General features: G+C 63.5%; 20 protein-coding genes. 13 read left to right on the top strand and 7 right to left on the bottom strand.

Features of this window, described 5'->3' with window-relative positions; translation table 11 throughout:
- Window positions 1-129: 129 nt before the first annotated feature.
- Window positions 130-999 carry a VOC family protein gene (locus tag J2R80_RS01490; RefSeq protein WP_244558678.1) on the bottom strand — a complete coding sequence of 290 codons (870 nt, stop codon included), beginning with the start codon at window positions 997-999 and terminating at the stop codon, window positions 130-132.
- 715 nt (window positions 1000-1714) lie between these two features.
- A complete protein-coding gene (locus tag J2R80_RS01485; RefSeq protein WP_244558677.1) occupies window positions 1715-2095 on the bottom strand; it encodes a hypothetical protein in 381 nt (126 codons plus the stop codon).
- Between J2R80_RS01485 and J2R80_RS01480 the strand changes: the two genes are divergently transcribed.
- Entirely contained in the window at window positions 2009-4204 is a 2196-nt protein-coding gene (locus tag J2R80_RS01480) for a TOMM precursor leader peptide-binding protein (RefSeq protein ID WP_253590515.1), read from the top strand. The two genes, J2R80_RS01485 and J2R80_RS01480, sit on opposite strands and share 87 nt — an antisense overlap.
- A gap of 92 nt (window positions 4205-4296) precedes the next feature.
- Entirely contained in the window at window positions 4297-5673 is a 1377-nt protein-coding gene (locus J2R80_RS01475) for a SagB family peptide dehydrogenase (RefSeq protein ID WP_076825178.1), read from the top strand.
- Window positions 5674-6022: 349 nt separating this feature from the next.
- Here J2R80_RS01475 and J2R80_RS01470 read toward each other — a convergent pair whose 3' ends face one another.
- The gene (locus tag J2R80_RS01470) at window positions 6023-6262 is read right to left on the bottom strand and encodes a hypothetical protein (protein ID WP_141340218.1); all 240 of its coding nucleotides are present in this window, start codon (window positions 6260-6262) and stop codon (window positions 6023-6025) included.
- A 126-nt stretch (window positions 6263-6388) separates the two neighbouring features.
- On the bottom strand, window positions 6389-8005 hold the full coding sequence (locus J2R80_RS01465; protein ID WP_141340219.1) for an AMP-binding protein: 1617 nt from the start codon (window positions 8003-8005) through the stop codon (window positions 6389-6391).
- Between the two features lie 190 nt (window positions 8006-8195).
- Here J2R80_RS01465 and J2R80_RS01460 point away from each other — a divergent pair, with 190 nt between their 5' ends.
- The 5 genes from J2R80_RS01460 (at window position 8196) to J2R80_RS01440 (ending at window position 14211) form a co-directional block, all read left to right on the top strand.
- Window positions 8196-8789, top strand: a complete 594-nt coding sequence (locus tag J2R80_RS01460) for a GNAT family N-acetyltransferase (RefSeq protein WP_076825252.1) — start codon at window positions 8196-8198, stop codon at window positions 8787-8789.
- A 244-nt stretch (window positions 8790-9033) separates the two neighbouring features.
- Complete coding sequence (locus tag J2R80_RS01455) at window positions 9034-10383, top strand: DUF3100 domain-containing protein (protein ID WP_057016432.1); 1350 nt, start codon at window positions 9034-9036, stop codon at window positions 10381-10383.
- Between the two features lie 23 nt (window positions 10384-10406).
- A complete protein-coding gene (locus tag J2R80_RS01450; protein ID WP_076825248.1) occupies window positions 10407-11576 on the top strand; it encodes a M20 aminoacylase family protein in 1170 nt (389 codons plus the stop codon).
- A complete protein-coding gene (locus J2R80_RS01445) occupies window positions 11573-12973 on the top strand; it encodes an L-serine ammonia-lyase (protein WP_076825250.1) in 1401 nt (466 codons plus the stop codon). The genes J2R80_RS01450 and J2R80_RS01445 overlap by 4 nt, the downstream gene beginning before the upstream one ends.
- A 164-nt stretch (window positions 12974-13137) precedes the next feature.
- Window positions 13138-14211 carry an AraC family transcriptional regulator gene (locus J2R80_RS01440; protein WP_083714893.1) on the top strand — a complete coding sequence of 358 codons (1074 nt, stop codon included), beginning with the start codon at window positions 13138-13140 and terminating at the stop codon, window positions 14209-14211.
- Between the two features lie 338 nt (window positions 14212-14549).
- On the opposite strand, the gene J2R80_RS01435 is transcribed toward J2R80_RS01440, so the two are convergent.
- From J2R80_RS01435 to J2R80_RS01425, 3 genes are all read right to left on the bottom strand, one after another.
- Window positions 14550-15749, bottom strand: a complete 1200-nt coding sequence (locus tag J2R80_RS01435) for a CaiB/BaiF CoA-transferase family protein (protein ID WP_076825172.1) — start codon at window positions 15747-15749, stop codon at window positions 14550-14552.
- Window positions 15750-15868: 119 nt separating this feature from the next.
- Complete coding sequence (locus J2R80_RS01430; RefSeq protein ID WP_076825170.1) at window positions 15869-16843, bottom strand: 3-hydroxyacyl-CoA dehydrogenase NAD-binding domain-containing protein; 975 nt, start codon at window positions 16841-16843, stop codon at window positions 15869-15871.
- A gap of 21 nt (window positions 16844-16864) precedes the next feature.
- Window positions 16865-17623 (bottom strand): acetoacetate decarboxylase, encoded by a 759-nt coding sequence (locus J2R80_RS01425; protein WP_050400709.1) that lies wholly within the window; start codon window positions 17621-17623, stop codon window positions 16865-16867.
- 306 nt (window positions 17624-17929) lie between these two features.
- Here J2R80_RS01425 and J2R80_RS01420 point away from each other — a divergent pair, with 306 nt between their 5' ends.
- The 6 genes from J2R80_RS01420 to J2R80_RS01395 all read left to right on the top strand — a co-directional run bounded on the left by J2R80_RS01420 (window position 17930) and on the right by J2R80_RS01395 (window position 24380).
- Window positions 17930-18952 carry an AraC family transcriptional regulator gene (locus J2R80_RS01420; protein WP_083714892.1) on the top strand — a complete coding sequence of 341 codons (1023 nt, stop codon included), beginning with the start codon at window positions 17930-17932 and terminating at the stop codon, window positions 18950-18952.
- Window positions 18953-19259: 307 nt separating this feature from the next.
- On the top strand, window positions 19260-20342 hold the full coding sequence (locus J2R80_RS01415; RefSeq protein ID WP_229189855.1) for an AraC family transcriptional regulator: 1083 nt from the start codon (window positions 19260-19262) through the stop codon (window positions 20340-20342).
- A gap of 182 nt (window positions 20343-20524) precedes the next feature.
- Window positions 20525-21334, top strand: coding sequence for a triacylglycerol lipase (locus J2R80_RS01410; protein WP_057016379.1), 810 nt, complete (start codon window positions 20525-20527; stop codon window positions 21332-21334).
- 60 nt (window positions 21335-21394) lie between these two features.
- Window positions 21395-21835: a phasin family protein gene (phaP, locus tag J2R80_RS01405; protein WP_244558674.1), complete on the top strand. Its 441-nt coding sequence runs from the start codon at window positions 21395-21397 to the stop codon at window positions 21833-21835.
- A gap of 38 nt (window positions 21836-21873) precedes the next feature.
- Window positions 21874-22641 carry an SDR family oxidoreductase gene (locus J2R80_RS01400; RefSeq protein WP_057016377.1) on the top strand — a complete coding sequence of 256 codons (768 nt, stop codon included), beginning with the start codon at window positions 21874-21876 and terminating at the stop codon, window positions 22639-22641.
- Window positions 22642-22670: 29 nt separating this feature from the next.
- Window positions 22671-24380 carry a long-chain fatty acid--CoA ligase gene (locus J2R80_RS01395; RefSeq protein ID WP_076825167.1) on the top strand — a complete coding sequence of 570 codons (1710 nt, stop codon included), beginning with the start codon at window positions 22671-22673 and terminating at the stop codon, window positions 24378-24380.
- Window positions 24381-24388 lie beyond the last annotated feature (8 nt).

Here is a 24388-nt window from a genome sequence, read left to right as displayed (position 1 = left end):
TTCGCGGCCGCGCCACGCGAAGCCTGCAAAGGCGAAGCGTGGTGCACCATTCAGAATACAATTGCGCACCACTGCCTAATTTAAACACCAATATAATTCTGCTGCGGACGAGGTCGAAACGTTTCCGACCTATCGCTTCGTCTTGTGAAGGACCAATTTGCCCTGCGAAGCGACATCACCCCACCTGGCGGACCAATTGAGTTCCGAGGCGGAGGGTCGCTCAGTGCCTTTCTGATCCCAGGCTCCCTGTAGCGCAAATAGAGCCCCTTGGGGATCGGCACATCGCAAGATCCAGCAACCGTCGGGCAACTCGATTGGACCTTGGAGGACCCGGCCCCCGCCAGCATCAACGCGCTTGGCAGCCGCACCGATGTCGTCGACATTGAAGTAATAGAGCCAGCAGGGTTGCGATACGCTCGGAAGTTTGGTGAGCATTCCGCCGATCGTCTGGCCGGCCGCCGAAAACAATTCGTACAGGTCGGCCGGCCCGGTTTCAGCGTGAGCCTTCTGCCAGCCAAGAAGCTCGCCGTAAAACGGGAAGATCTTGTTCCGGTCTTCAGCCAGCAACTCGTGCCAGCCCACGCGTCCAGGCTCGTCCAATCCGCAGGACTGCCGTTGGCCATATGTCAGCCCGGAAACCAGTGCAAACGTCGCTCCTTGCGGATCGGCGACCACCGAAATTCGGCCAATATTGCTGGCGGTCGGCGTTATCAGAATGGCGCCCCCACGACGGCGGACCTGCACGGCTTTCGCATCCACGTCGTCGACGGCGATGTAGCCGACCCATCTCGGCCTCGCTCCCAATCGCAGCCCTTCTTCCGGGAGATGCATGAGTCCAACTGCCGGGGCGTCGCCTGCAGTAAGCAGCGTGTAGGCGAATTCCGGAGTCGACGCATCCTCCACCGCCCAGCCGATGACCTTGCCATAAAATGCGGCTGCTGCCGACATGTTCGTCGTCAGCAACTCATACCAGGCGAAGCGTCCGAGTTGATCGACCAAGCTAATTTCCCCTTCAAGCGGACCGACGATTGCGCACTGCATCAAATTGCACCCGTTGCAATCCGCTCCACGGGCCCGGATTCTCGATTTAATCGACCAAATTGCGCGATATCGTTCATGAAGATGAATGCAATCAGAACGAGCTCTATTACATTTTGTGTATATCGTAATTCTTGTCTGCCTCGTTCGCTCGGCGTAAGATCGTGCTTCGGAAGTCCTTTCTTCCAAACTGGGAGGATGCGGCCATGCAGCGGGCGAAGCAAGCTTCGAGAAAGAAGCGAACGACCAACGCCGCGGTACCGGCGCTGGGATTAGCCGGTCTGACTTTTTCGCTCGCGGGCAGCGCATATGCCTCCGCCGTGCCCTCCGGCGACGTTCAACGCAAGCCGAACTTCGCGCCGGGCCATATGACGACGCTCAGTGAGGAAGAACTCGCCGACGTCAGTCTCGCCACCTTCCACCTCGATCTCATCGACGATGAAAGCGTCGGAGGCCGCGTGCTGCTCGCGCGGGGATGCGGTGGTTGCCGTGGCTGCGGAGGCGCCAGAGGTTGCGGAGGCTGCAGGGGGTGCGGAGGATGCAGGGCCTGCAGAGGCTGCCGCTGCGGTGTCGGTTGCGGTGGATGTGGCGGCTGCGGCGTTGGTTGGATCGGCGTAGGCGTGCCATTGGTCACATGCGCAGGCTGCTGTGCATCCTGGGGCCGCTGCCGCTGGTGCTAGCGCTGGGCGTCGACACGTCGCGATTTTATTGGCCGGGCGCCCGAACGACCCGGCCAAATTTTTGCTTCGTTATGCATTCGCCGCGCCTGGCTGATCAGCTTGCCGACGGTGGGCGAGTGTGATCCAAATTGCTCGCAGAACGCCGGTGGCCGAACGCGGCGCACAAGTCGCGCAATGCCAATGGTTCGCCGCGCGCCGGCGATCGGAAGTGACAGCAACAGGATCAGCGTGCCGCCCCGATGACAGTCAATGGCAAGAGCCGCACCGCGAGGCAGAGCCGCAAGGGCATTTTGCGATTCGCGCCGAACTTTACCGCTTATGTGATTCCTCCCGATGTGGTCTGCCTCTACTCCGAGAACCGCAAATTCTTCCTGCATGGTGATCTCTATTGTGCGGTGGCCGCGGCGATCGGCAAAAATGGTAAGGCTGCACCAGAGATCGTTCGGCAGCTCTCAAAGAATTTTCCCGCCGACAAGATCGAGGAAGCGATCAGGCGGCTGCTGGAGCGCCGATATGTCGTAAGCGGAGCGCCGCACGCGTTCGCAGGCGCCGTCGATGGATATTGGGCGAGTCTCGGCCTCCCCCCCGAGGTCGCAGAACAGAATCTCCGCGATTGCCCAGTGCGGGTCGAAGCGATCGATGTCAAAGGCGCCAACGAACTTGCCGCGGCCTTGAGCAAGCTCGGTGTTCGGATCACCAAGCGGTCGCCCAAGCTCACGATCACACTGGCGAACGACTATCTTGACCGGCGGCTCGTCGAATTGAACGGAAAGCGCTTTGGCGATGGGACGCCCTGGCTGCTGGCGCAGCCGTCCGGCGTGTTTCCGCTGGTGGGACCCGTGTTCAAGCCGGGCGAGAGCGCCTGCTGGACTTGCCTGTTCGATCGCATGATACGCAATCGGGAGATCAAGGGATTTCTCGATCGCAGAGCGGCGCAGGTGGTCGCCGTATCGCCCCTGGTCGGCGACGCCGTCGGACAAATCGGCATCCACTTCGCTGCTGTTGAAATCGCAAAAGCGATTGCCTCGGGATTTCGTACCGATCTGCGCGATCACATCGCAAGCTTCGACCTGACCGGTGCCGTCATTGCCAAGCATTACGTCGCGCGACGCCCGCAGTGTCCTACCTGCGGCAGCAGGAAGCTGCAGAGTCCGCGCCGGGCGGCAGCGCCGATCGAGATCGCGGAGGGCGGAAAGCTCGTCATGACCAGCGGCGGTTACCGCGCCGTGACGTCGCGAGCCACCGTAGCACGGTTCCGCAAGCACGTCAGTCCGCTGACCGGCGTCGTCTCACGGCTCGAGCGGATCGAGGCCGATCTGCCGATGAACACGAATTTTTTCGCCTACCACAATTTCTCGGCGCCGGCCTGGAACGTCGACCAGCTCAGATCCGGATTGAGCGGCGGCAGCTTCGGCAAGGGCTCCACAGCCGAGCAGGGCGAGGCAAGCGCGTTGATGGAGGCGATCGAGCGCTATTCGGGTATTTTCCAGGGGGACGAGATCAGGACGAAGCGCCGCTTTGTCGATTTCGCTCCCGGCGACGCTCTTCTTCCCAACGAAGTACAGCTTTTCAGCGACGCGCAGTTTCAAAACAGACATACCTCGCAGCCGGACGATTCACATCTGGTGCCTGAGCCGCTCGATCCCTCGACCAAGACGGAGTGGTCGCCGGTCTGGTCGTTACGCGACAAGCGTTTCAAACATCTTCCAACGGGCCTCTTGTACTTCTTCTATGGCGGCTTCCACACGGATTCCAACGGATGCGCGGCCGGCAACACCCGGGAGGAAGCCATCGTTCAAGGCTTCCTCGAACTGGTCGAACGCGACGCCTACGCGATCTGGTGGTACAACCGGCTGCAACGTGCAGAAGTCGACCTCGCGCAATTCGAAGATCCCTATGTGCGGGATCTGCAAGCCCAGCTTGCCGATGCGGGGCGCAGGCTTTGGGTGCTCGACATCACCAGCGATCTCGGCATTCCCTCTTACGTGGCGATCATTCATTGGATGCAGAACGGACACGAAAATATCGAATTCGGTTCCGGCTCGCATTTCGATCGCCGCATAGCCCTGCTGCGTTCCCTCACCGAACTGACCCAGTTCATGTCGATTGGCATGATGGGCGGCGGAAGTGGCGAGAAGCCGACGCTGGACGGTGTCACGCCGCTGCGACTGGACGATTATCCGTTCCTGATCCCCAGCGACAATCCGATCGTGCCGTTGGCGCCGAGCCTCAAGGTTCACGACAACGCGCGCGACCAGGTCAATGCCTGCATCGAGATTGCCACCGGCGCGGGATTTGATTTCCTCGTGCTCGACCAGACGCGGCCCGATGTCCAGGTGCCCGTCGTCAGAGTGCTCGTTCCGGGGTTGCGACATTTCTATCGCCGCTTCGCACCCGGCCGACTTTACGATGTTCCGATGAAGCTCGGATTGCTGAATCGTCCGCGACTGGAAAGCGAGCTCACGCCATTCCTTCCACACACCTGAAGGCTGGCTCGTTGCGCAACTTCCGGAAAACGAAGCTCAGGAAGATCGCACCCGTCATCGTCGCCCGATTGAACGGTCGTTGCTCCCTTCACATGCAGGCGGACGGAAGCATCGCTGCAGGTTTGGGCGGCTACTCGATCAATCTGGGACAATTCAGCGCGGCAGCGGTCGACCGTGCGGGACATCTCACCAGCGGCCTGCCGCTCGCCTCCTTTGCGGGCAAAGGCGTCCTCGCGAGGCAGGTTCATGCCCTCGTGCGGCGACTGGCAGGGCATGGACTTCTCGAATACCGCTTATGCTCTCCGCGTGACGAGCAAGACCTCGTGGTCATCGAGCCGCAGGTCGCCGAATACTGGCCACAACGCGCAAAGCTGGGGAGCGGTGATACCATTGTGTTGTCGCGCTTCGCCTATCTGCGCCGGCGCGACAGCGAGATGGTGCTGGAATCACCGCGCGCCGGCGCGCTGTTTCGGATTTTCGATCCCGCCATCGCTGCCACCCTCGCTGCCCTGTCGCGGCCTCAGAAGATCAGCGAGCTTCGCCGCCATGCGGCCTCCGCGAACCTCGATCTGCTCGGATTGCTGCTCGACAGCAAGATGCTGATTAGGCTCAATGCGAAAGACGGCGACGGCCTTCGGGTGAATGAAGGCGACGGCAATCTCGTTCTCTGGGACTTCCACGATCTCGTGTTTCATACGAGGAGCACGGAGGGCCGGCACACCAATCCAGTTGGCGGCGCGTTCACCCATGCGGGCGTCGTTCCACCGCTACCCGCGGTGCGCCCGCCTTGGCCCGGCAAGAAGATCGACCTCGGCAAATTCTCCACGTCGGGGTCGGTCTCGCACTTCGCGAAGCTGTTGCGCGAACGCCATTCAATACGAGATTTCGACGACCAGCATCCGGTCACGCTCGCCGAGCTCGCGCAGTTTCTCGACACGACAGCCCGCGTGCTGTCGGAATGGAAGATCGGCGCAGATTTTGACGGCGGTCCCGAGGTCACCTACAGCGCAAGACCCTATCCGTCGGCAGGCGGCGCGTATGAGCTGGAACTATACTTGGCGGTCTTGAACTGCGGGGAGCTTGCACGTGGACTTTACCACTATGACGCGGGCAGCCACGCGCTTGTCGCGATCGACACCTCCGCCCAACAACTCCAAGCGCTTTCTACGGCGGCCGAGTTTGCCATGGACGCATCCGGTCCACCGCAGGTCTTGATCACGATCGCCGCGCGCTTTGGGCGGATCTCCTGGAAATACAGCTCAATCGCATATTCGTTGATCCTGAAGGACGTCGGCAACCTGATCCAGACGTTCTATCTGACGGCGACCGACATGGGCCTTGGTGGCTGCGCAATCGGCACCTGCAACATCGATCTGTTTGCAAAAATGACGGGGCTTGAATTCCACGTGGAGGGCCCGGTCGGTCAATTCGCGCTCGGGCGCGGCAGGAAACCGGCCCCCTCTAGCTAAAGGGGAGGTCTTTGTTTACGGCCTGGATCGCACGCGAATAGTGCCCAGGGCGGGATCGAACCATCCGGCTTCGCCCTTCGGGCTACGCCGGGACGAGACTTCGTGCGGATGGCTTGTCGGCTACGGCTGCGCTGAATGGTGCCCTGGCCGGCAATCGCCTAATGGCATAACGAATTGAATTTGCAATAGTTTTAGCTGCCGATTGCTGCGGATACCAACAGCAATACCAACAAGATGATAGCTTTCAGTCTTCGAAGTGCCTATCTGCCGAGGGTCTGTGTGCCGGTTCTTTGGCGGCCGGCAAGGTCGCTCGGCGCACGAAAGTCTTTCATTCTGTCCAGGAGACGCGTCAGTCCGCGACCTTATCGAAGTCACACACCATGAGTGCGGTTTCGGCCAGGCTGATAATGTCCACCCGCAGATCCGTGGTCGTCCCCTGACCGATAATGCCTTGCAGCGTCAGTTCTCTGCTGAGCGCTTCGATCATCCGTTTCATACGTCGCCGGTACTTGATGCTCGAGCTTTCGTCGTCGTGACTGAACATGTCGCAGGCTGCAATTTGGTCTTTGCCGATGAATCGTCGGGTCAAAGAGGCATGCCAAACATGGGTATCGAGCCCCGAAAAGGTGCCGTCGGACCAGGTTGGGAGTGATTTTAGGACATGAGCTGATCGGGATTTCCAGCGCGCGCCATCGGCCGGTCGGGCAGCTTTGCGTCAGTCCTTGAGCAGCCGCCGCAACAGCTTGCCGGCCGGTGAGCGCGGCAACTCGGTCACGAAGCTGACATCGCGCGGCACCTTGTAAGGCGCCATGTTCTGGCGCGCCCATGCCGCGAGCTGGGCGGTGTCCAGCTCGGCGCGCGGCGCCAGGACGATGAAGGCCTTGACCACTTCGCCCTTGGTTGCGTCGGGCACGCCGATCACGGCCGACGCCGCCACGTCGGGGTGCTTGTTCAGGATCGACTCGACCTCTTCCGGGAAGACGCTGTAGCCGGAGACCTTAATCATCTCCTTGAAGCGCCCCATGAAGGTCAGATAGCCGTCGGCATCGAGGCGGCCCATGTCGCCGGTGTGTAGCCAGCCATTGCGCAGCGCTTCCGCGGTCGCGTCGGGACGATTGCGGTAACCCTTGAATACGCCCGGGCCGTGGATCACGATTTCGCCGGGGACGCCGGCCGGCATGTCCGTGCCGGAGTCGGGATCGACGATCCGGATCTCGTTGCCGGGCACCGGCCTGCCATGCGTGCCCCAGCGGATTGCGTTGCGCGGCATGAAAGTGTCGACCGTGTGGGTCTCGGTCAGCCCGTACGCCGCCTCGAAGCTCTCGCAGTTCGACGCGACGGCCTGCCATTGCCCCGCAAGCGCTTCGGTCCAGTCGATGCCGAAACTGGTCACGGGATTGACGCGGAGGCTTTTCAGCCTGAAGTCGGAAATGTTCGGGAGCTGCGTGACCGCGACGTTCATCGGCGCGACGCTGTACCACCAGCTCACCTGATAGCGGTCGATCGCCTGGGCCGTTACGAGCGGATCGAACCGGTACAGCAGCACGGACGTCGCGCCGGCATAGACCGGTGCATTGACGCCCATCACCATGCCGGCGATGTGATAAAGCGGCGCGATCGAGAGCAGCACGTCCTCGGCGCCGATCCCGTTGCACGTCACGGTCGCGGCCGTCTTGAAGATGACGTTGCGATAGGACAGCATCGCCCCCTTGGGCCGACCCGTGCTGCCCGACGTGTAGATCATCAGCGCCGTATCGTTCATGTCGATCGCGACATCGCGGGGCGACGCGCCGCTTGCGGTGACGGCGAGGAAGTCCTCGATCTCGCCGGCCGTACCGGCCGGCCTGGAGCCGGATGCGAACAGCTCGTCGGGAACGCCGATCGGCGGCCGCTCGGGCAGCAGGTCCGGGTAGCGGACCACGAAGACATGCTCGAGCCTGGTCTTGTCACGGACCTGAGCCACGATCGGCAAGAGCGGTTCGGCCGCGACGATCACGCGCGCGCCGAGATCGTCGAGCTGGTAGGCGAGCTCGTGCTCCTTGTTCAGCGCCCCGCAGGGCGAGGCAATGGCGCCGATCTTCTGGATGCCGTATTGCGCCATCAGGTATTGCGGACAGTTGTTCATGAACAGCGCGACCGGCTCGCCCTTGGCGACGCCGAGCTGCTGCAGGCGCGCCGCGAATGCATCACTCGCGCGATCGAGCTCGAGGAACGTGATGGCACGGCCATACCAGATGCAGGCCGGCTCTTCCGGCCGCTCGCGGGCATGGCTGCGGAGCATCTCGTGAAGCGGACGTTCGTCGATGTCCCTGGAAGGGTTTGTATTGGTCATTGGCAACAAGCTCTTGTGCTCATCGTCGTTCGGAAAGGTGCAAACAGGCCGTCTCAGGGGTTATATTCGGACATCGGTGCGCTCGGCTTGCTTGATCTGGCTCTCGCGTGCAGGACTGCAGGAAGAAACGCCGCAGAGCCCGCAAATTGGTTGCGGCGAAGTCTGGATTTCGATTGAGCGAGTGATCTGCATGAGGACCATCAAGATGCGATCCTATCCGCGTCGCGTCAACTTCGAGAGTGGGGACGTCGAGTTTCGGTTGATGGGGCCTGCCGACGAAGCTGCCGTCGGGAAATTTGCCAACGCGCTTGCCGTGCACGACATGCTTTTCCTGCCGCGGAATATCCGTGAGCCGAAGGTGCTATCGGCTTGGATCAAGGAGATCGGGCGCGGCTCGATCGTCAGCCTGCTGGTGGTGAAGGACGACATCGTGGTGGGGTGCGGCACAATCGTGCGGGACCCCGTGTCGTGGTCGGCCCATGTCGGCGAGATCAGGACCGTGATCTCCTCGCATGTACGCGGCACCGGCATCGGACGGGCGCTTTCCAATGAGGCCTTTGACCTCGCGTTGTCGATGGGCCTGGAACGCCTGACCGTGCAGATGACGTCGGACCAGACCCGCGCGATCGCGATCTTCGAGGCACTCGGCTTCCGAGCCGAGGCGCTGTTGCGCGATCAGGTGAAAGACCTTCAGGGCAAGACGCACGACATCGTCGTGCTTGGCGTCAATGTGGCGGACGTGCAGAAGCTCGAACCGGGCGGTGCGCCCGGTGCGATCGAGTAGCACGAGGACTGGCCGAGGAATCGCTTCGCCGTCCTCGTACCGTTTGCATCCATGACGGCAACGGTCGCGGTCATGCCGGCTTTCGCCGGTCGGATCTGCGTTCTGCCAACGTTGCAAAAAATGCAACGGAAATAGGATGACACGATCATTGATGCAAGCTGCTTTCTCCCTGATGCTGCGCGGGCAGGTTGGTTCACCGTTCACCGCATTGCCTCGCAATCATTTTCCGGAGGTGTCCAGCATCATGACGTCGACCTCTTCGCCTTCCGCAGACCTGGCCGCCCCGGCGGTCAATCCCGCAAGCACCGGCAAGCTCACGCTGTTCGTTGCCGTTCTGATCATCGTTGCCGTCGCTGAGACGGTCGGGATCGTCCAGTTCCAGATCGGACCGGGCAAGGTGCTGCTCCAACCGATGGTGTGGGCGCTGCTGATTGCGGCCGCATGGAGCCTCTCAGCGCGTTATCTACCTACCGCCGCGCGGATCGGGCCGAGCCTGCAGACCTATGCGGGACAACTGCTCAACGCGGGCCTGTTGCTGTTCGTGATCAAGATGGCATTCACGGTCGGCGGCGCGCTGCCGGAGGTGCAGAAGGCAGGCTGGGCGTTGATCTTCCAGGAGCTCGGGCACACCTTCGGCACGCTCGTCCTCGGCCTGCCGATTGCGCTCCTGCTCGGCGTCAAGCGCGAAGCGGTCGGCGCGACGTTTTCGATCGGCCGTGAAGGCAACATGGTGATCATCGGCGAGAAATACGGCATGAACTCCGCCGAGGGGCGCGGCGTGCTGGCCGAGTACATCACGGGCACCGTGCTCGGTGCGTTGTTCATCGCGCTGTTGGCCGGCTTTGTCGCCAGCCTGCACATCTTCGATCCGCGGTCGCTCGCGATGGGCGCTGGCGTCGGCTCGGGCAGCATGATGGCGGCCGCGATCGGCACCATCAACGGCCACAATCCTCCCGAGATAGCGAAAGAACTGATCGCGATCGCCTCGGCGGCGAACCTGATGACCGCCGTCCTCGGCTTCTATTTCGCCCTGTTCTTCTCGCTGCCGGTTTGCTCGTGGCTGTATGACAGGCTGGAACCAGTGCTCGGCCGGTTCTCGAACTTCACGTCGGGAGATCTCGGGCCCTCGATCGCCAGCGCCAGCGAGACAAAGCACGGCACGTTCGGCTTCTCCGACTCGCTGCTCGCGTGGATTACTGTTGCGGGCGGCGTCCTGATCGGCAACTCGCTCACCTACAAGGTTCCCCTGCTGGAATCGTGCGCAGGTCTCCTGGTGGTGCTCGCGGTCGTCCTGCTGGTCGACGTCGTTGCCCGTCTGTTGCCGAAAGTGCCGCACATCCTTGTCCTGGTCGTGGTCACGACTGTGCTCGGCATTCCCGGCCTGCTGCCGTTTTCCAACGCGATGATCGGCTCGGTCGACAAGCTGAACTTCCTGGCTTTCACGACCCCTGTGCTGACGCTCGCCGGCTTCTCGGTCGCTAAGGATCTTCCGATCTTCAGGAAGCTGAGCTGGCGTATCGTGGTGGTCTCGCTGACGGCTGCGGCGGGCACGTTTTTCGGTGCGACATTGATCGCCGAATTCTTCCATCGCTAACCCGCGAACAGATGGACCAACGCATGTCAGAGAAGTTTGGAATCGCCGACGATGTCTGTGCCCGCATGCTGGATTGGCGCCATGACATCCATGCCAACCCGGAAACCGCGTTCCAAGAGCACCGCACCGCCCAGCTCGTGGCCGATGCGCTGATGGAGATGCAGATTCCGGTCCATCGCGGCCTCGGCGGCACCGGCGTGGTCGGAACGCTGAAGAATGGCGAAGGCCCGACGATCGCGCTGCGCGCCGACATGGACGCGCTTGATCTACAGGAACTGGGGGACCGCGCCCACAAATCAACCCGGGCCGGCAAAATGCACGGCTGTGGCCACGACGGCCACACCACAATGCTGCTTGGCGCCGCCGTACAGCTCGCCCGCCGCCGGCCGTTCCGCGGCACTGTTCACTTCGTGTTCCAGCCCGCCGAGGAGAATGAAGGCGGCGGCAAGAGGATGGTTGAGGAGGGGTTGTTCAAGATGTTTCCCGCCGACGCGGTCTACGGGATGCACAACATTCCGAATATCCCGCGAGGAAAATTCGCGATCCGGACCGGCATTGCGACAGCCTTCCTCGATACGTTCGAGATCGTCGTGACCGGGAGCGGTTGTCATGCCGCGACGCCGGAGAAGGGCATCGACCCGATCCTGGTGTCGGCCGATCTCGTCTCCGCGCTACAAGGCATCGTGAGCCGCCGCATCGGTGCCATGGACGCCGCCGTCGTGAGCGTCACACAGATCCATGGCGGCGACACCTGGAACGTGGTGCCCGAAACCGTCACATTGCGCGGTACGGTCAGAACGCTGGACGCCGAGATACAGGATCAGGTCGAGGCTGCCATGAAGCAGGTCTGCGCCGGCGTGGCGCAAACCCATGGCGGAAAGATCGATCTGAGCTACATGCGAGGTTATCCGGGAGTGATCAACACGCCCGCCGAAGCGAATGCCGCGGCGTCGGCCGCCGCAAACCTCGTCGGCGTCGAACAGGTGCAAACCGACATCAAGCCGGCGATGGGATCGGAGGACTTTGCGTTCATGCTGCAGGAGTGCCCAGGCGCTTACATCTGTATCGGCGCGGGCGAGACCGCCAATGATCCGCCGTTGCACAACCCGTACTATGATTTCAATGACGCCATCCTGCCGATGGGCGCCGCGTATTGGGTCGAGCTCGTCAAGCAACAACTGCCTGCTGCCTGATGCTTTCGGTCTTCGACATATTCAAGATCGGCATCGGCCCCTCAAGTTCGCACACGGTGGGGCCGATGCGCGCGGCCGGCCAATTCGTCCGCGCGCTCGAGCGCGATGGCCTGCTTTCCAGAACGGTACGGGTCCGCGCCGATTTCTATGGCTCGCTGGGCGCGACCGGGCGAGGGCATGCGACCGATCTCGGCGTGATCCTCGGCCTGCTCGGCGAAAAGCCCGATACGGTTGATCCGGCCGAGGTGGCTCCGCAGCTTGCGGACATTCGGCGCTCCGGCGAGCTGCGGCTGCTCAACGTTCATCCGGTCCCGTTTCGGCGCGGGCACGATATCGTGTTCAAGCCCGACAGCGCACTCCCGGAACATCCCAATGGAATCCGCCTCGTGGCGTTCGCGGCCGACGGCAGTCTGCTGGCGGAACGCCACTACTTCTCGATCGGCGGCGGATTCGTGATCGAGCGTGGCCTTGGCGACGCGGCTGGCGGCGCAGGCGCCGAGCTCCCGGTCTGGCCGTATCCGTTCGGCACTGGCGCCGAGCTGGTTGCACGTGCGCAGTCGAGTGGTCGCTCGATCGCCGACATGGTGCTCGCCAACGAGTGCGTACATCGCACCGACGCGGACGTCCGCGCCGGCCTCCTGAAGATCTGGGAGACGATGAAGCAATGCGTCGACCGCGGCTTCGGAATCGACAATGCCGGCGCGGCCGAACCGTTGCCCGGGCCGCTCGGCATTCGCCGTCGCGCACCGGCGCTCTACCGCGAACTGTCGGCCCGCAATAGCGACACCGAGAGCGTCGATCCGCTGGCGGCGATGGACTGGGTCAACGCCTTCGCGATGGCGGTGAATGAGGAGAATGCAGCACGCGGACGGATCGTGACTGCGCCGACCAACGGCGCCGCCGGCGTGATCCCGGCCGTGCTGCACTACTACGTCAAGTTCTGTCCGGGCGCGACCGACGACGGCGTCGTGACGTTCCTGCTCACCGCGGCCGCGATCGGCATGCTGTACAAGGCGAATGCCTCGATTTCCGGCGCGGAAGTTGGCTGTCAGGGCGAGGTCGGCGTCGCCTGTTCGATGGCCGCAGGCGGCCTGACGGCCGTGCTCGGCGGTGCGCCGGCCCAGGTCGAGAACGCCGCCGAGATCGGGATGGAGCACAATCTCGGACTCACTTGCGATCCCGTCGGGGGCCTGGTGCAGATCCCTTGCATCGAGCGCAACGCGATGGGCGCCGTCAAGGCCATCAACGCCGCCCGAATGGCGCTGCGTGGTGACGGCAAGCACTATGTATCGCTTGATGCCGTCATCAAGACGATGCTGCAGACCGGCGAGGATATGAAGTCCAAATACAAGGAGACATCGCTGGGCGGGCTCGCGGTGAACGTCGTGGAATGCTGAAGCACGGCGGTGCCGGCGAATTACCTCGATAGCGAACTCGGCATGATTGGATACGATCCGCGCGCTGTCCCAAGGTTGGGGATAGGGGAAGCCGGCCAGTTGCTGCCGGCATTGCGAATGATTTCGATTTGAGCAAGACTTTAGGTCCAAGGAGGTAGACGACCATGAGCGCTGGAAGGCGCCTGCGAGACGCTGTGCCGGAATGCCAATTGCCGCCGGATTTCGACCAGCATGTATATTCGGCGCAGTTGATTGCTGCCATCATCGCCGAGCTCGGCAGGCAACAGGTTCGATCGTCCGTGGCGCTGGCGGGCACCGGCTTGACCGAGGATCAGCTCGAAGCTCATACGACGCGTATCTCGTACCGGCAGATCGACATCGTGATTCGCAATGCACTGCGGCTGTCGAACGAACCGACGGTTGCGCTCCGCGCCGGACAGCGCATGCGCGTGACCGCGCACGGAATGTACGGATATGCTTTGCTGAGCAGCGCGACCTATGACGATGCGCGCGCCTTCGCCAATCGATACCTTCGGGTCGTCGGCCCGCTGTGCGATGCGAAATACTCGTATGACGGCGCGGCGGTCGTCTGTGCGTTCGAGCCGTTGCATTGGCCGAATCCGACGCAAGACGTGCATCGCTTCGCGGCCGAGTTCGCCCTGTCGTCGCATTTGACGACGATGAAGGACCTGGCGGGCGAGTCGTTCTGCTTCTCGCGGATTTCCCTTGCCTATGGTGAACCGGCGCATGCCGACGCCTACCAGATGTTCTTCGACTGCCCGGTCCAGTTTCGCCAGCGCGGCAACGAGTACAGATATCAGCTGTCTCAGGCCGACGGTCCGGTGGCGCTGGCGGATTCCCGCACCCACGGAATGGCGCGCGAGATGTGCGAGCAGGTGCTGTCCGAGGTCAATCATGCAGGCGGCATCGCCGCCGATGTCCGGCGGGTCCTGATCGAGCAGCCCGGCAGGTATCCGAACATCGAAGCGATCGCCGAGCGGCTGTCGATGCATCCGCGTGCCCTGCGGCGGAGGCTCGAAGCGGAAGATACATCGTATCGTGAGCTGCTCGCCGAGGTGCGGACGCGGCTAGCGATGGAATATCTGCGCAAGACCGCGATGACCAACGAGGAGATCGCGAGCCGGCTGGGCTATAGCGACGCCGCCAACTTCCGGCATGCCTTCATCCGCTGGACCGGCAAGAGCCCGTCCGATTTCCGGGTCTCTTCGCCGGTGTGAAGGCCGTGCGGGCGGCGCAGCGCTGTATGTGACCGCTCGTTACTCCACGCTGTCCATAAGTCACCTCCGAACCGGCCTCGTCGAACCTCCTCGTGGTCGAACTCGATGCATAGATTGGCCATCGACGGCAAATGCGATGGCTCGTCAGGGAGTTGGAAGCGTGTCGGGCGCTGATCGCTTCTGCTCGGGGGCGTCCTCCGAACCTCAGCTGCGCCACACCGCCGCTGTGGTGCCCCCCGGTTCGGGCGCCTCGAGACTGGCCGCGCCTCTCATTCGAGGGCGCGGCCTTTTCTCGTGCGTGCGGTGAGGGCGGCAGGCGCCGCCTTGCGGTCAGCGCATCACGCCAGGACCTTGCTTTCGCGCATCCCGGCGATGGCCGCGTCATCGTAGCCGGCCTCGCGCAGGATCTGCGTGCTGTGCTCACCGACCGCGGGCGCCTTGCGCGGCTTCACCTTGGTTGCACCGTCGACAAAGAACGGGCTGTCGATGGTCAGCATCTCGTCGTTCTCGAACGGCACCAGCACGCCGGCCGACAGCATTTGCCGGTCGGCGGACAGGTCGCCCATCTCGGCAACGCATTCGAAGACGATGCCTGCTTCATCGAGGCGGGCTCGCCATTCGTCCCGGTCACGCGTCGCGAATGCCGCGTCGAACAGGGCGATCAATTCGGAGGAACGGGCGAAGCGATCGGCCTGCTTGGCAAAGCGCGGATCAGTGAGCAGGTCGTTGAGGCCGAGGCATTTCGCCACGGTCGGAAAGTCGCGCTGCTCGTTGACGATCGCGAGCAGCAGCCAGCGGCCGTCGCGGCAGCGGTAGTAGCAGCCGAGCGCATTGAACAGATTCTCGCGCGGCGGCCGCGGCGTGAACGTCGCCCCGCACAACGCCGCCTGCGCCATGATGCCGTTCGACCAGACGCCGTTGGCGAGCAGCGAGGAGCCGACCTGGGTGCCGCGTCCCGTGCGCTCGCGCTGATACAGCGCCACCGCGACGGCCGCGAACAGCGAAACGCCCGACGGGTGATCGCCCATGCCGGCCAGCGCCCGCGCCGGCGGCGTGCTGGCGTCGCTCCGCACCATGTCCATCAGGCCTGAGCGCGCCCAGTAGGCCGTGACATCGAAGCCGGGCTTGCCCGCCTCGTCGCCGGTCTCGCCATAGCCGGTGAAGGAGGCGTAGATCAGCCGGTCGTTCGCCGCGGCAAGCCGCTCGTAGCTGATCGCGAGCTTCCTGCGGACCGCGAGCGGATAGTTGGTGATGAAGGCGTCGGCGGTGGAGGCGAGGCGATGCAGCACCGCCTGGCCCTCGGGCTTCGACAGGTCGAGCGCAAGGCCGCGCTTGTTGCGATTGTCGAGCAGCCAGCCATAGGGCTGGTCGGATCTCGGCATGCCCGGCAGCTTCGGCACCTGACGGAACGCGTCGCCTGCACCGGGCGGTTCGATCTTGATCACGTCGGCGCCGAAGTCGCCGAGCAGCGTCGCGGCGGTTGGCGCGGCGATGAAGCTGCCGCAGTCGATGACCTTCAAACCTTCGAAGATGCTCATGTGAGTTCGTCTCCGCTTGATGCCCGGGATCAGCTGTTGTCCGTCGGCCAGGTTGGCCTATTCCGAAACGTGGCGGCCGCCTCTGTCTGCGAATGCGCGCAGGCCTGCGGGTGAGCCGGTCATGTCCCGTTCCTGCCGTTGCGTGCCGCCAGCACGTGCAGCAGCGCCACCTGCGTGTCGTCGCGTTCGCGCTCCATCCGCGGGATCGGCGTCTTGCCGAAAGATGCCGCGGCCTGGTCGATGATCTTGCGCTGCAGCGCCTCGTCGAGATCGACCTGCAGAATCACCTTGAACGACGCGGCCATGTTCTTGCCGAGGTGCTGGAAGAACGATTCCAGCCCGTTCGGTCCACCACCCATGTGGAACGAGCTGAACGGCCCGTTCACCGCCCAGCGCAACCCGATCGAGCTGGTGACGACGTCGTCCAGCTCGTCGACCGTGACGACGCCTTCCTGCACGAGATAGCAGGCCTCGCGCATGATCGCGCGCTGCAGCCGGTTGGCGACGAAGCCCTGGATTTCCTTCTTGAGCACGCGCGGCACCTTGCCGAGCGCCTCGTAGAACGCCACGGCGTCGGCGGTGGCCTCTGGATCGGTGCGCTCGCCGGGAACGATTTCGACGAGCGGGATCAGATGCGGCGGGTTGAAAGGATGGCCGACCAGCAGCCGGCTTGCATCCTTCATCTCTTTCGCCTGTTCGGTGGCTGGCCGCGCCGAGCTCGACGACAGCAGCAATGCATGTTTCGGCACCGTTGCCTCGATTCGTGCCCAGAGCTGCTGCTTCCACTCGGGCTTCTCCGGCCCGTTCTCCTGCACCAGGTCGGCGCCGGCGACGGCGCGCGCGAGGTCCGGCTCGAAGCGCAGGTTGCGCTCCAATCCCTCATGCGGCAGGCCGAGCTTCAGCAATGTCGGCCCGATCTTGATCAGGGCGTCCTTGACCGTGGCCTCGATGCCGGGCTGCGGATCGTTGATCACGACATTGAGCCCGTGTGCGAGAAACAGCGCCGCCCAGGAGGAGCCGATGACACCGGCCCCGATGACGCACACATTGCGATAGCGGTTGAGCGCCGCGGCGCGATCTGCGGATGATGGCATGGCTTCCTCCGACGTGCCCGCTTATCGCGGCTGATCGAGATAGTTGTGGCAGCGCTTGGCGCGGGACAGCGTCAAGTCGGTCATGATGTGGCTACACGCGACGATCTCGCGCACCGGAAAATCGGCCATCGGGGCCAATGCGTGGGCGAACAGCTCCAGCCGGGCCGGGCCGGTCCAGGCGCCCTTGACGGTGATGTCGGTGATCTCGGAGCGCAGCAGTTCGCAGATGCGCGGCTCGCCCGCCGGCTTCGGACTGTCATAGGTCCACAGGATCTTCAGCATGAAGGTCGGTACGCAGATCTCGGCCTTTGCCTTTTCGAGGTCCAGCGCGCGGTGCTTGTAACCCATCGTCGCGGTGGCCACGCGCAAGCTGCCGTAGTCCATGGTGCCGACCAGGGTGTCGGAATCGACATAGAGCTTCGGCTTGCCGATCACCTTGGGATAACCGCTGATCTCGCGCCCCGATGCCAGCGCCGGCAGGTTGTCGAGGTACATCGCGTGAAGGTACTCGCCCTTCTCGTCGCCATAGCGCACCTGGACGGCCTGGCCGCATTCGGTGTAGTCGCCGAGACCGGAGGTGTCGGGCATCCGCATGATCTCCCAGCGAACCAGTGGATCGTCAATCTCCAGCGGCTCGGGAACGACTGCGCGCAACGCCTCGATGTCGGTGCGATACAGGATGTTGAGGTATTCGCGGTTGTTGAAGCGGAACGGTCCGCGGGGAAATGCCGGGGCACCGATCGGTGTCGTCAGCTGCTTGAGAACGTCTTCCCGTCGCATCCGCTCCTCCCTTGTTGGCGCTTGCCGTGGTCCGTACCGCCTCCGGGTGCGTGCCGGTTGTCGAGCAAGGCGTCGCGAGCCTAGCGATCTCGGCAAACGGAGAAAGGTGCGATTGGACCGCCGACCGGGTGATTTCCGGACGCGGGTTGCGGCGCGCGCGCGTGGATACGCGATTATTGCGTCGCGTACGGGATCGGGCTTACGTTCGACCGATCGTCAATCGTGGAGCAGGAATGCGCGGAATGCCAGGGACATGCGGTTGCAATGACTAGGCAAGAGTCGCACCTACGCCAATCGCCGGGTCGAATGCTCCCCGGCTTCGCGCAGCGAATATTCCCGCCGCATTCGATCGCAGCCATCGCGGCCGAGCTTCGTGAGCAGGGCATTGATCCATCTGAGGTTCTGGAGGGCACCGGGCTCGCGATCGGCCAGCTCGAATCCCATACGACGCGCATATCGTATCGGCAGCTCGACACGGTGATCCGCAACGCGCTGCGGCTGGCAGGCGACCCGGCTATCGCGCTGCGCTCGGGAGCGCGAATGCATGTCACCGCCTATGGCATGTACGGGTACGCGCTGCTGAGCAGTGCAACGCACGCGGAGGCGCGCGACTTCGCTGCGCGATACATCCGTGTGGTGGGGCCGTTCTGCGATTTCGACCTCTCATACGATCGAGAGACGGTGGTGGCGACGTTCCAGCCCATGCACTGGCCGAATCCGACCGAGAGTGTGCATCGCTTCGCGGTCGAGTTCGCACTGGCCGCGCATCTGACGACGATTCGCGACCGCTCGGGCCAGGGCTTCGGCTTCTCGCGCGTGCTGCTCGACTATACGCCGCCGCCGTCCGCCGCGGCGTATCGTGATCTCTTCGGGTGCCCGGTTTTGTTCAATCAGCATCATTGTGGATACGAATACATACGCAATGACGGCCCACGGGCGCTGGCGAATCCGCGAACCCACGCCATGGCGCGGGAGATGTGCGAGGAGATCCTCGGCGAGGTGAATCGCGCCGGTGGCGTTGCTGCCGATATCCGCCGGATACTGATCGAGCAGCCGGGTCGTTACCCAAGCATCGAGGCGATCGCCGAACAGCTCGATATCTATCCCCGCGCGCTGCGGCGCAGGCTCGAGGCGGAGGGAACCTCATATCGCAGCCTGCTTTCCGAGGTGCGCATGCGGCTCGCGATCGAGTATCTGCGCAAGACGCGCATGACCAATGAGGAGATCGCAAGCCGCCTCGGCTACAGCGACGCGGCTAACTTCCGCCACGCCTTCTCGCGCTGGACCGGCAGGAATCCATCCGAATTCCGCGGCGAGGAGGGTCTTTGACCCCGAGATATCTGGGGGGCTTCGCCAGCTGTGTCCGGAGTTCACCGCCAAATTGGTTCAATCGAACCTTTTGTGCGACCGAAGCGCGCGTAAGCTCGGCACCGTGGTTGCGCTCACGATCGCGTTCTCCCAACCTGGACCGCCCTCCCTCGGCGGTCTTTCTTTTGGCCGGTCTTGTCCGGAACTCACCTGCAAACGCGACCAATCGAACCTTCTGCTGCCCGGTCCGGCTGACTAGCCTCACTTCAGCTTGCGGGCACCGGATTGCGGGACCCGAAGCAGGCGCGGAAGGCGGACGAGGACGCTCGTGTATCACCCGTCACCAAATCTCCTGCAGTGTCTCTATTCGCCGCAACGGATCGCGGCGGTGGTGCACGTCCTGGCCGAGGAGGGGATCTCAGCGTCGCGCGCGCTCGGCGCGACCAATTTGAGGCGTGCTGACCTCAGGGATTCGTCGGTACGTGTCTCCTACCGGCAGGTCGAGACGGTATTTCGCAATGCGATGCGGCTGTCACGGAATCCGGCGATCGCGTTTCGCGCCGGAGAACGAATGCATGTCATGGCTTACGGCATGTACGGCTATGCCATGCTGAGCAGCCCGACGCGGGCCGGAGTCATTGACTTTGCGGCCAAGTATGGTCGGATCCTCGGAACGGTCGCCGACATCGACTTCACCCGCAAGGGCGATACGGTGAGCTGTCTGCTCGAGCCGTTGCTTTCGCGCGATCCGGCCGATGACGTCTATCGGTTCGCGCTTGAGTTCGCCTTTGCGACCTATCAGACGCTGAGCCGCGACGTCTATGGCAACTCGTTCCGCTTCTCGAAGCTGAGCGCCGCCTATGCGTCGCCGCCGCACGCCGGGACCTACGACCGCATCTTCCAGTGTCCGGTCGAGTTCGGCCAGCGCAGGAACGCGCTGGAATTCGACACTGCCTGGATCGACCGTCCGGCGGTCTGCCCCGACGAGATGACCAGGGCGATGGCCGGCCGAATCTATGATCAGCTTCTCGATCCTGTCGCGCGGGACGACGGTCTTGCTGCCGACATCCGGCGACGGCTCGTCGAGCATCCCGGCCGCTTCCCGAGTATCGAGGCGATGGCGGCGGAGCTTGCAATCCATCCACGGACGTTCCGCCGCAGGCTGCAGCTGCAGCGGAAAACCTACCGGCAGATCGTCTCCGAGGTCCGCATGCAGCTCGCGGTCGGTTATCTGCGCAACACGCAAATGACCAATGACGAGATCGCCGCGCGGCTTGACTACAGCGACGCGGCGAACTTTCGCCACGCCTTTGTCCGCTGGACCGGCAAAAGCCCGTCGGACTTCCGCGACGGCCGGGCGCCAGGCATCGCAGCAGGCGCGCAAGATTCATTGGCGGATGTCCCAAACTAACCGGTCAAGCGGGCCAATTGCACCTTTTACGGGTCTGACCTGCTCGATAGCGTTTTGAGACCAAGAAGATGCGCGGTTGCGCGATCGGGGTCTGCATGGCGCCGCTCGCGGCGCCGGGCAGTAATCATAAAATGTCGGGTCGTGCGGGACACACCGCGTGATCCGGGAGGGGACATTCTGACATGAATATGGTCGTCGACCGCTCTGCGCCGCCGTCGCAATTGCTGCTCGCGCTCGAGGTGCGCGGGATCTGGGAGCTGCAGGCGTTCTTCGCAAGCTATCCGCTGCTTCGCCGCGCGCCGCGCGGGGACGGACATCCGGTCCTCGTCTTGCCGGGGCTCTCCGCCAGCGATATCTCGACGCGACCGTTGCGCGCCTACCTGAAGGCGCAAGGCTATGCGGTCCACGGCTGGAAGCTCGGACCCAATCGCGGACCGCGTCCCGGCGTCGAGGCTGCCATGGACGCAAGGCTGGCCGAGCTCGCCGAGCGATACGGTCGCAAGGTCAGCCTGATCGGCTGGAGCCTCGGCGGTGTGTTTGCGCGCGAGATTGCACGGCGCGCGCCCGATCTGGTCCGCCAGGTGATCACGCTCGGCAGCCCGTTCGCCAATGAGCCGAAGGCAAGCAATGCCTGGCGTCTCTACGAGATCCTGAGCGAGCGCCAGGTCGACGACTGGCCCGACAGGGACATCATGAAGTTGCCGCCGCCGGTACCGAGCACGGCGATCTACTCACGCACCGACGGCATCGTCTCGTGGTGGGGGTGCCGCGAGCAGCATGCCGAGCGGACACAGAACATCGAGGTCGAAGGCAGTCATTGCGGGCTCGGGCACAATCCGGCCGTGCTCTATGCGATCGCGGACCGCCTCGCGCTCGGGGAGGATGAATGGTCGCCATTCGACCGCAGCGGTCTTCGCGGCATGGTGTACCCGGATCCGGATCGAGCCGATGACAGCGCCGCCCTGTTCCGGCCGCGCTGGGCGGCCGCCTGACGCGCAGTCCACGGGACGGCGTTTCGCCGCCGCCAGCCAAGTACCGCAAGGAGGACGTCGATGGGGACCGATGACAGGCAATCCGACACAGCCGGCACGGGAGCGATGCCGTGGCTCGGGGACCTGAAGAAAATGGCCGAAAAGTTCACGCTGCCCGGGTTCGATATTGCTGCCCTGGTCGAGTGGCAGCGCAAGGACATGGAGGCGTTGGTTGAGGCCAACAGACAGGCCTACGAAGGCGTCCAGGCGCTGGTCAGCCGGCGCAACGAGATCCTGCAAGAGACGCTCGCGCAGTGGCAGGCGGCGATGCAGGGCTTCGCAAGCGGTGAAGCTATGACGAAGCAGACGGAGACTGCCAAGCAGCAGGTCGAGAAGGCGGTCGCGGATTTCCGCGAGCTGTCGCAGCTGGAAGCGCAGGCGCGCAACAACGCCTGGAAGGTCATGCAGGACCGCATGCAGGAGAACTTCGCGAACCTTCAGACGCTGTTGCAGCCGAAATAGCGCTGCGCGTGTGAGGCGTAAACCATCGGGGGAAAGCCATGAGTCTGGCCAAGTTGCAGGACTTGACGGGGCGCGTTGCGCTCGTTACGGGCGGATCGCGGGGTCTCGGTCTTCAGATCGCCGAGGTGCTGGGCGAACTCGGCGCCAAGGTCGCGATCACCGCGCGAAAGCGGGATGAGCTTGATGCCGCGGCTGCTCACCTCAAGGGGCTTGGCATCGAGGCGCTTCCGGTGGTGTGCGATATGGGCAGGCTGGAGACAATCCCGCCGATGATCGAGCAGGTCGTGGCTGCGCTGGGCCCGATCGACATCCTCGTCAACAATGCCGGTACGTCCTGGGGCGCCGCCACGATCGAGCATACGCTCGACGGCTGGAACAAGGTGATCAACCTGAATGTGACCGCGATCTTCGTCGCCACCCAGGAGGTCGGCCGGCGCTGCATGGTACCGCGGCGGAGCGGAAAAGTGATCAACATCGCCTCGATCCAGGGCCTCACCGGCTGCTATCCGGAAGGCACCCCGACGCTGGCCTACAACGCGAGCAAGGGCGCGGTCGTCAACCTGACCCGCACGCTTGCCAATGAATGGGCGCCGCTCGGCATCAACGTCAACGCGATCGCGCCAGGTTATTTCCCGACCAAGATGACCGCACAGCTCGACCAGAGCGCGACCGCGCATATGGCGCCGATGAATCGCGAGGGTGGCCCGGAGGACCTCAAGGGCGTCGCCGCGCTGCTCGCCTCCGATGCCTGTGCATTCATCACCGGCCAGACCATTGCGGTCGATGGCGGCGTGACCGCCGTCTGATCCGCAAGACCATAGAAGGGAGAGATCTCATGAACGATATGCCCTGGATCCGATCCTATCCCGACGGCGTGCGTTGGGACGTCGAGATAGCTCCCGGACCAGTGCAGAAGATATTGGGCGACGCCGTTGCCAAATGGCCGGATCGTCCCGCGATCGATTTCATGGGCAAGCGGATCACCTATGCCGAGCTCGGGCGGCTCACCGATCGTGTGGCCAAGGGCCTGCAGCTCCTCGGCGTCAAGCCGGGCGTCCATGTCGGCCTCTATCTGCCCAACACGCCGCACTACATCATCTCGTTTTTCGGCATCCTCAAGGCAGGCGGCACGGCGGTGAACTATTCGCCGCTGGACGCTGCCAAGGTGCTCGAACACAAGATCGAGGACAGCAAGACCGATATCCTGATCACGCTCGACATGGTTTCGCTCTATCCGCAGATGGCGGCGATGCTGGGCAAGACAAGATTGAAGAAGCTGGTGGTCGGGTCGCTCGGCGAGATCACGGCTGACCCCGACACCGTCGTCAACCAGATGAAGGCGGCCAAGCAGCTGAGCGACGTCGCCTGGGACGATCATCACATCAGCTTCGGCCAGCTGACGCACAATGATGGTGTCTACCAGGCCTATCCGATCGATAATCCGCGCGAGACCATCGCCGTGCTGCAATACACCGGCGGGACGACGGGGCTGCCGAAGGGGGCGATGCTCACCCACGCCAATCTGACCAGCGCGTGCCAGCAGTACCGGGCGACGACGGCCGGCTCGCCACCGGTGCTGGTCGACGGGCAGGAGCGCTTCCTGGCAGTGTTGCCGCCGTTCCACATCTATGCGCTTTCTGTGAATGTGCTGTTCGGCGTCCTGATGGGCGCGGAAATCATCCAGCATGTCCGCTTCGATCCAAAGGCCGCGCTGGAGGAAATCTCGACCAAGTCGGTCAGTGTCTTCTGCGGGGTGCCAACCATGTTCACCGCGCTGATCAACCATCCGGAGACGCCGAAGCATAGCTTGCGCGCGCTGAAATATTGCGGATCCGGCGGCGCGCCGTTGCCGCTCGAGGTGGCGCAGCAATTCGCCTCGATCACCGGCTGCAATTTGAGCGAAGGCTGGGGCATGACCGAGACCTCGCCGAGCGGCACCTACACGCCGGCGCAGCACGGCGCCATGCGCAAGGCCGGCTCCTGCGGCATGCCGATGCCCGGAATCGTCATCAAGTTCCTCAATGTCGACGACAGCAGCAGCTATGTGCCGCTCGGCGAACGCGGCGAGATCTGCATCAAGGGCCCGAACGTGATGAAGGGCTACTGGAACAAGCCGGACGCGACGGCCGAGGTGACTACTGCAGACGGCTACATGCGCACGGGCGACGTCGGCTACATGGACGAGGACGGCTTCATCTTCATCGTGGACCGCACCAAGGACATGCTGCTGTGCAGCGGCTACAACGTGTATCCGCGCGTGCTCGAAGAGGCGATCTACAAATATCCGGCGGTCGAGGAGGTCGCCGTGATCGGCATCCGCGACGAGTATCGCGGCCAGTCGCCGAAGGCCTTCATCAAGCTGAAGGCGGATGCCAAGCCGTTCAAGCTGGAAGAGCTGCAGGCGTTCCTGAAGGACAAGCTCGGCAAGCACGAGATGGTGCAGGCGCTCGAAATCCGCGCCGAACTGCCGAAGACCGCGGTCGGAAAGCTATCGAAGAAGGAGCTGTACGACGAGGAGGAGCGCGCCGCCCGGGCGCAGGCCTGAGATCGCCT

The organism is Bradyrhizobium sp. USDA 4541 (assembly GCF_024171085.1).
Classification (GTDB): domain Bacteria; phylum Pseudomonadota; class Alphaproteobacteria; order Rhizobiales; family Xanthobacteraceae; genus Bradyrhizobium; species Bradyrhizobium australafricanum.
This window is presented reverse-complemented; position numbering and strand designations above follow the sequence as displayed.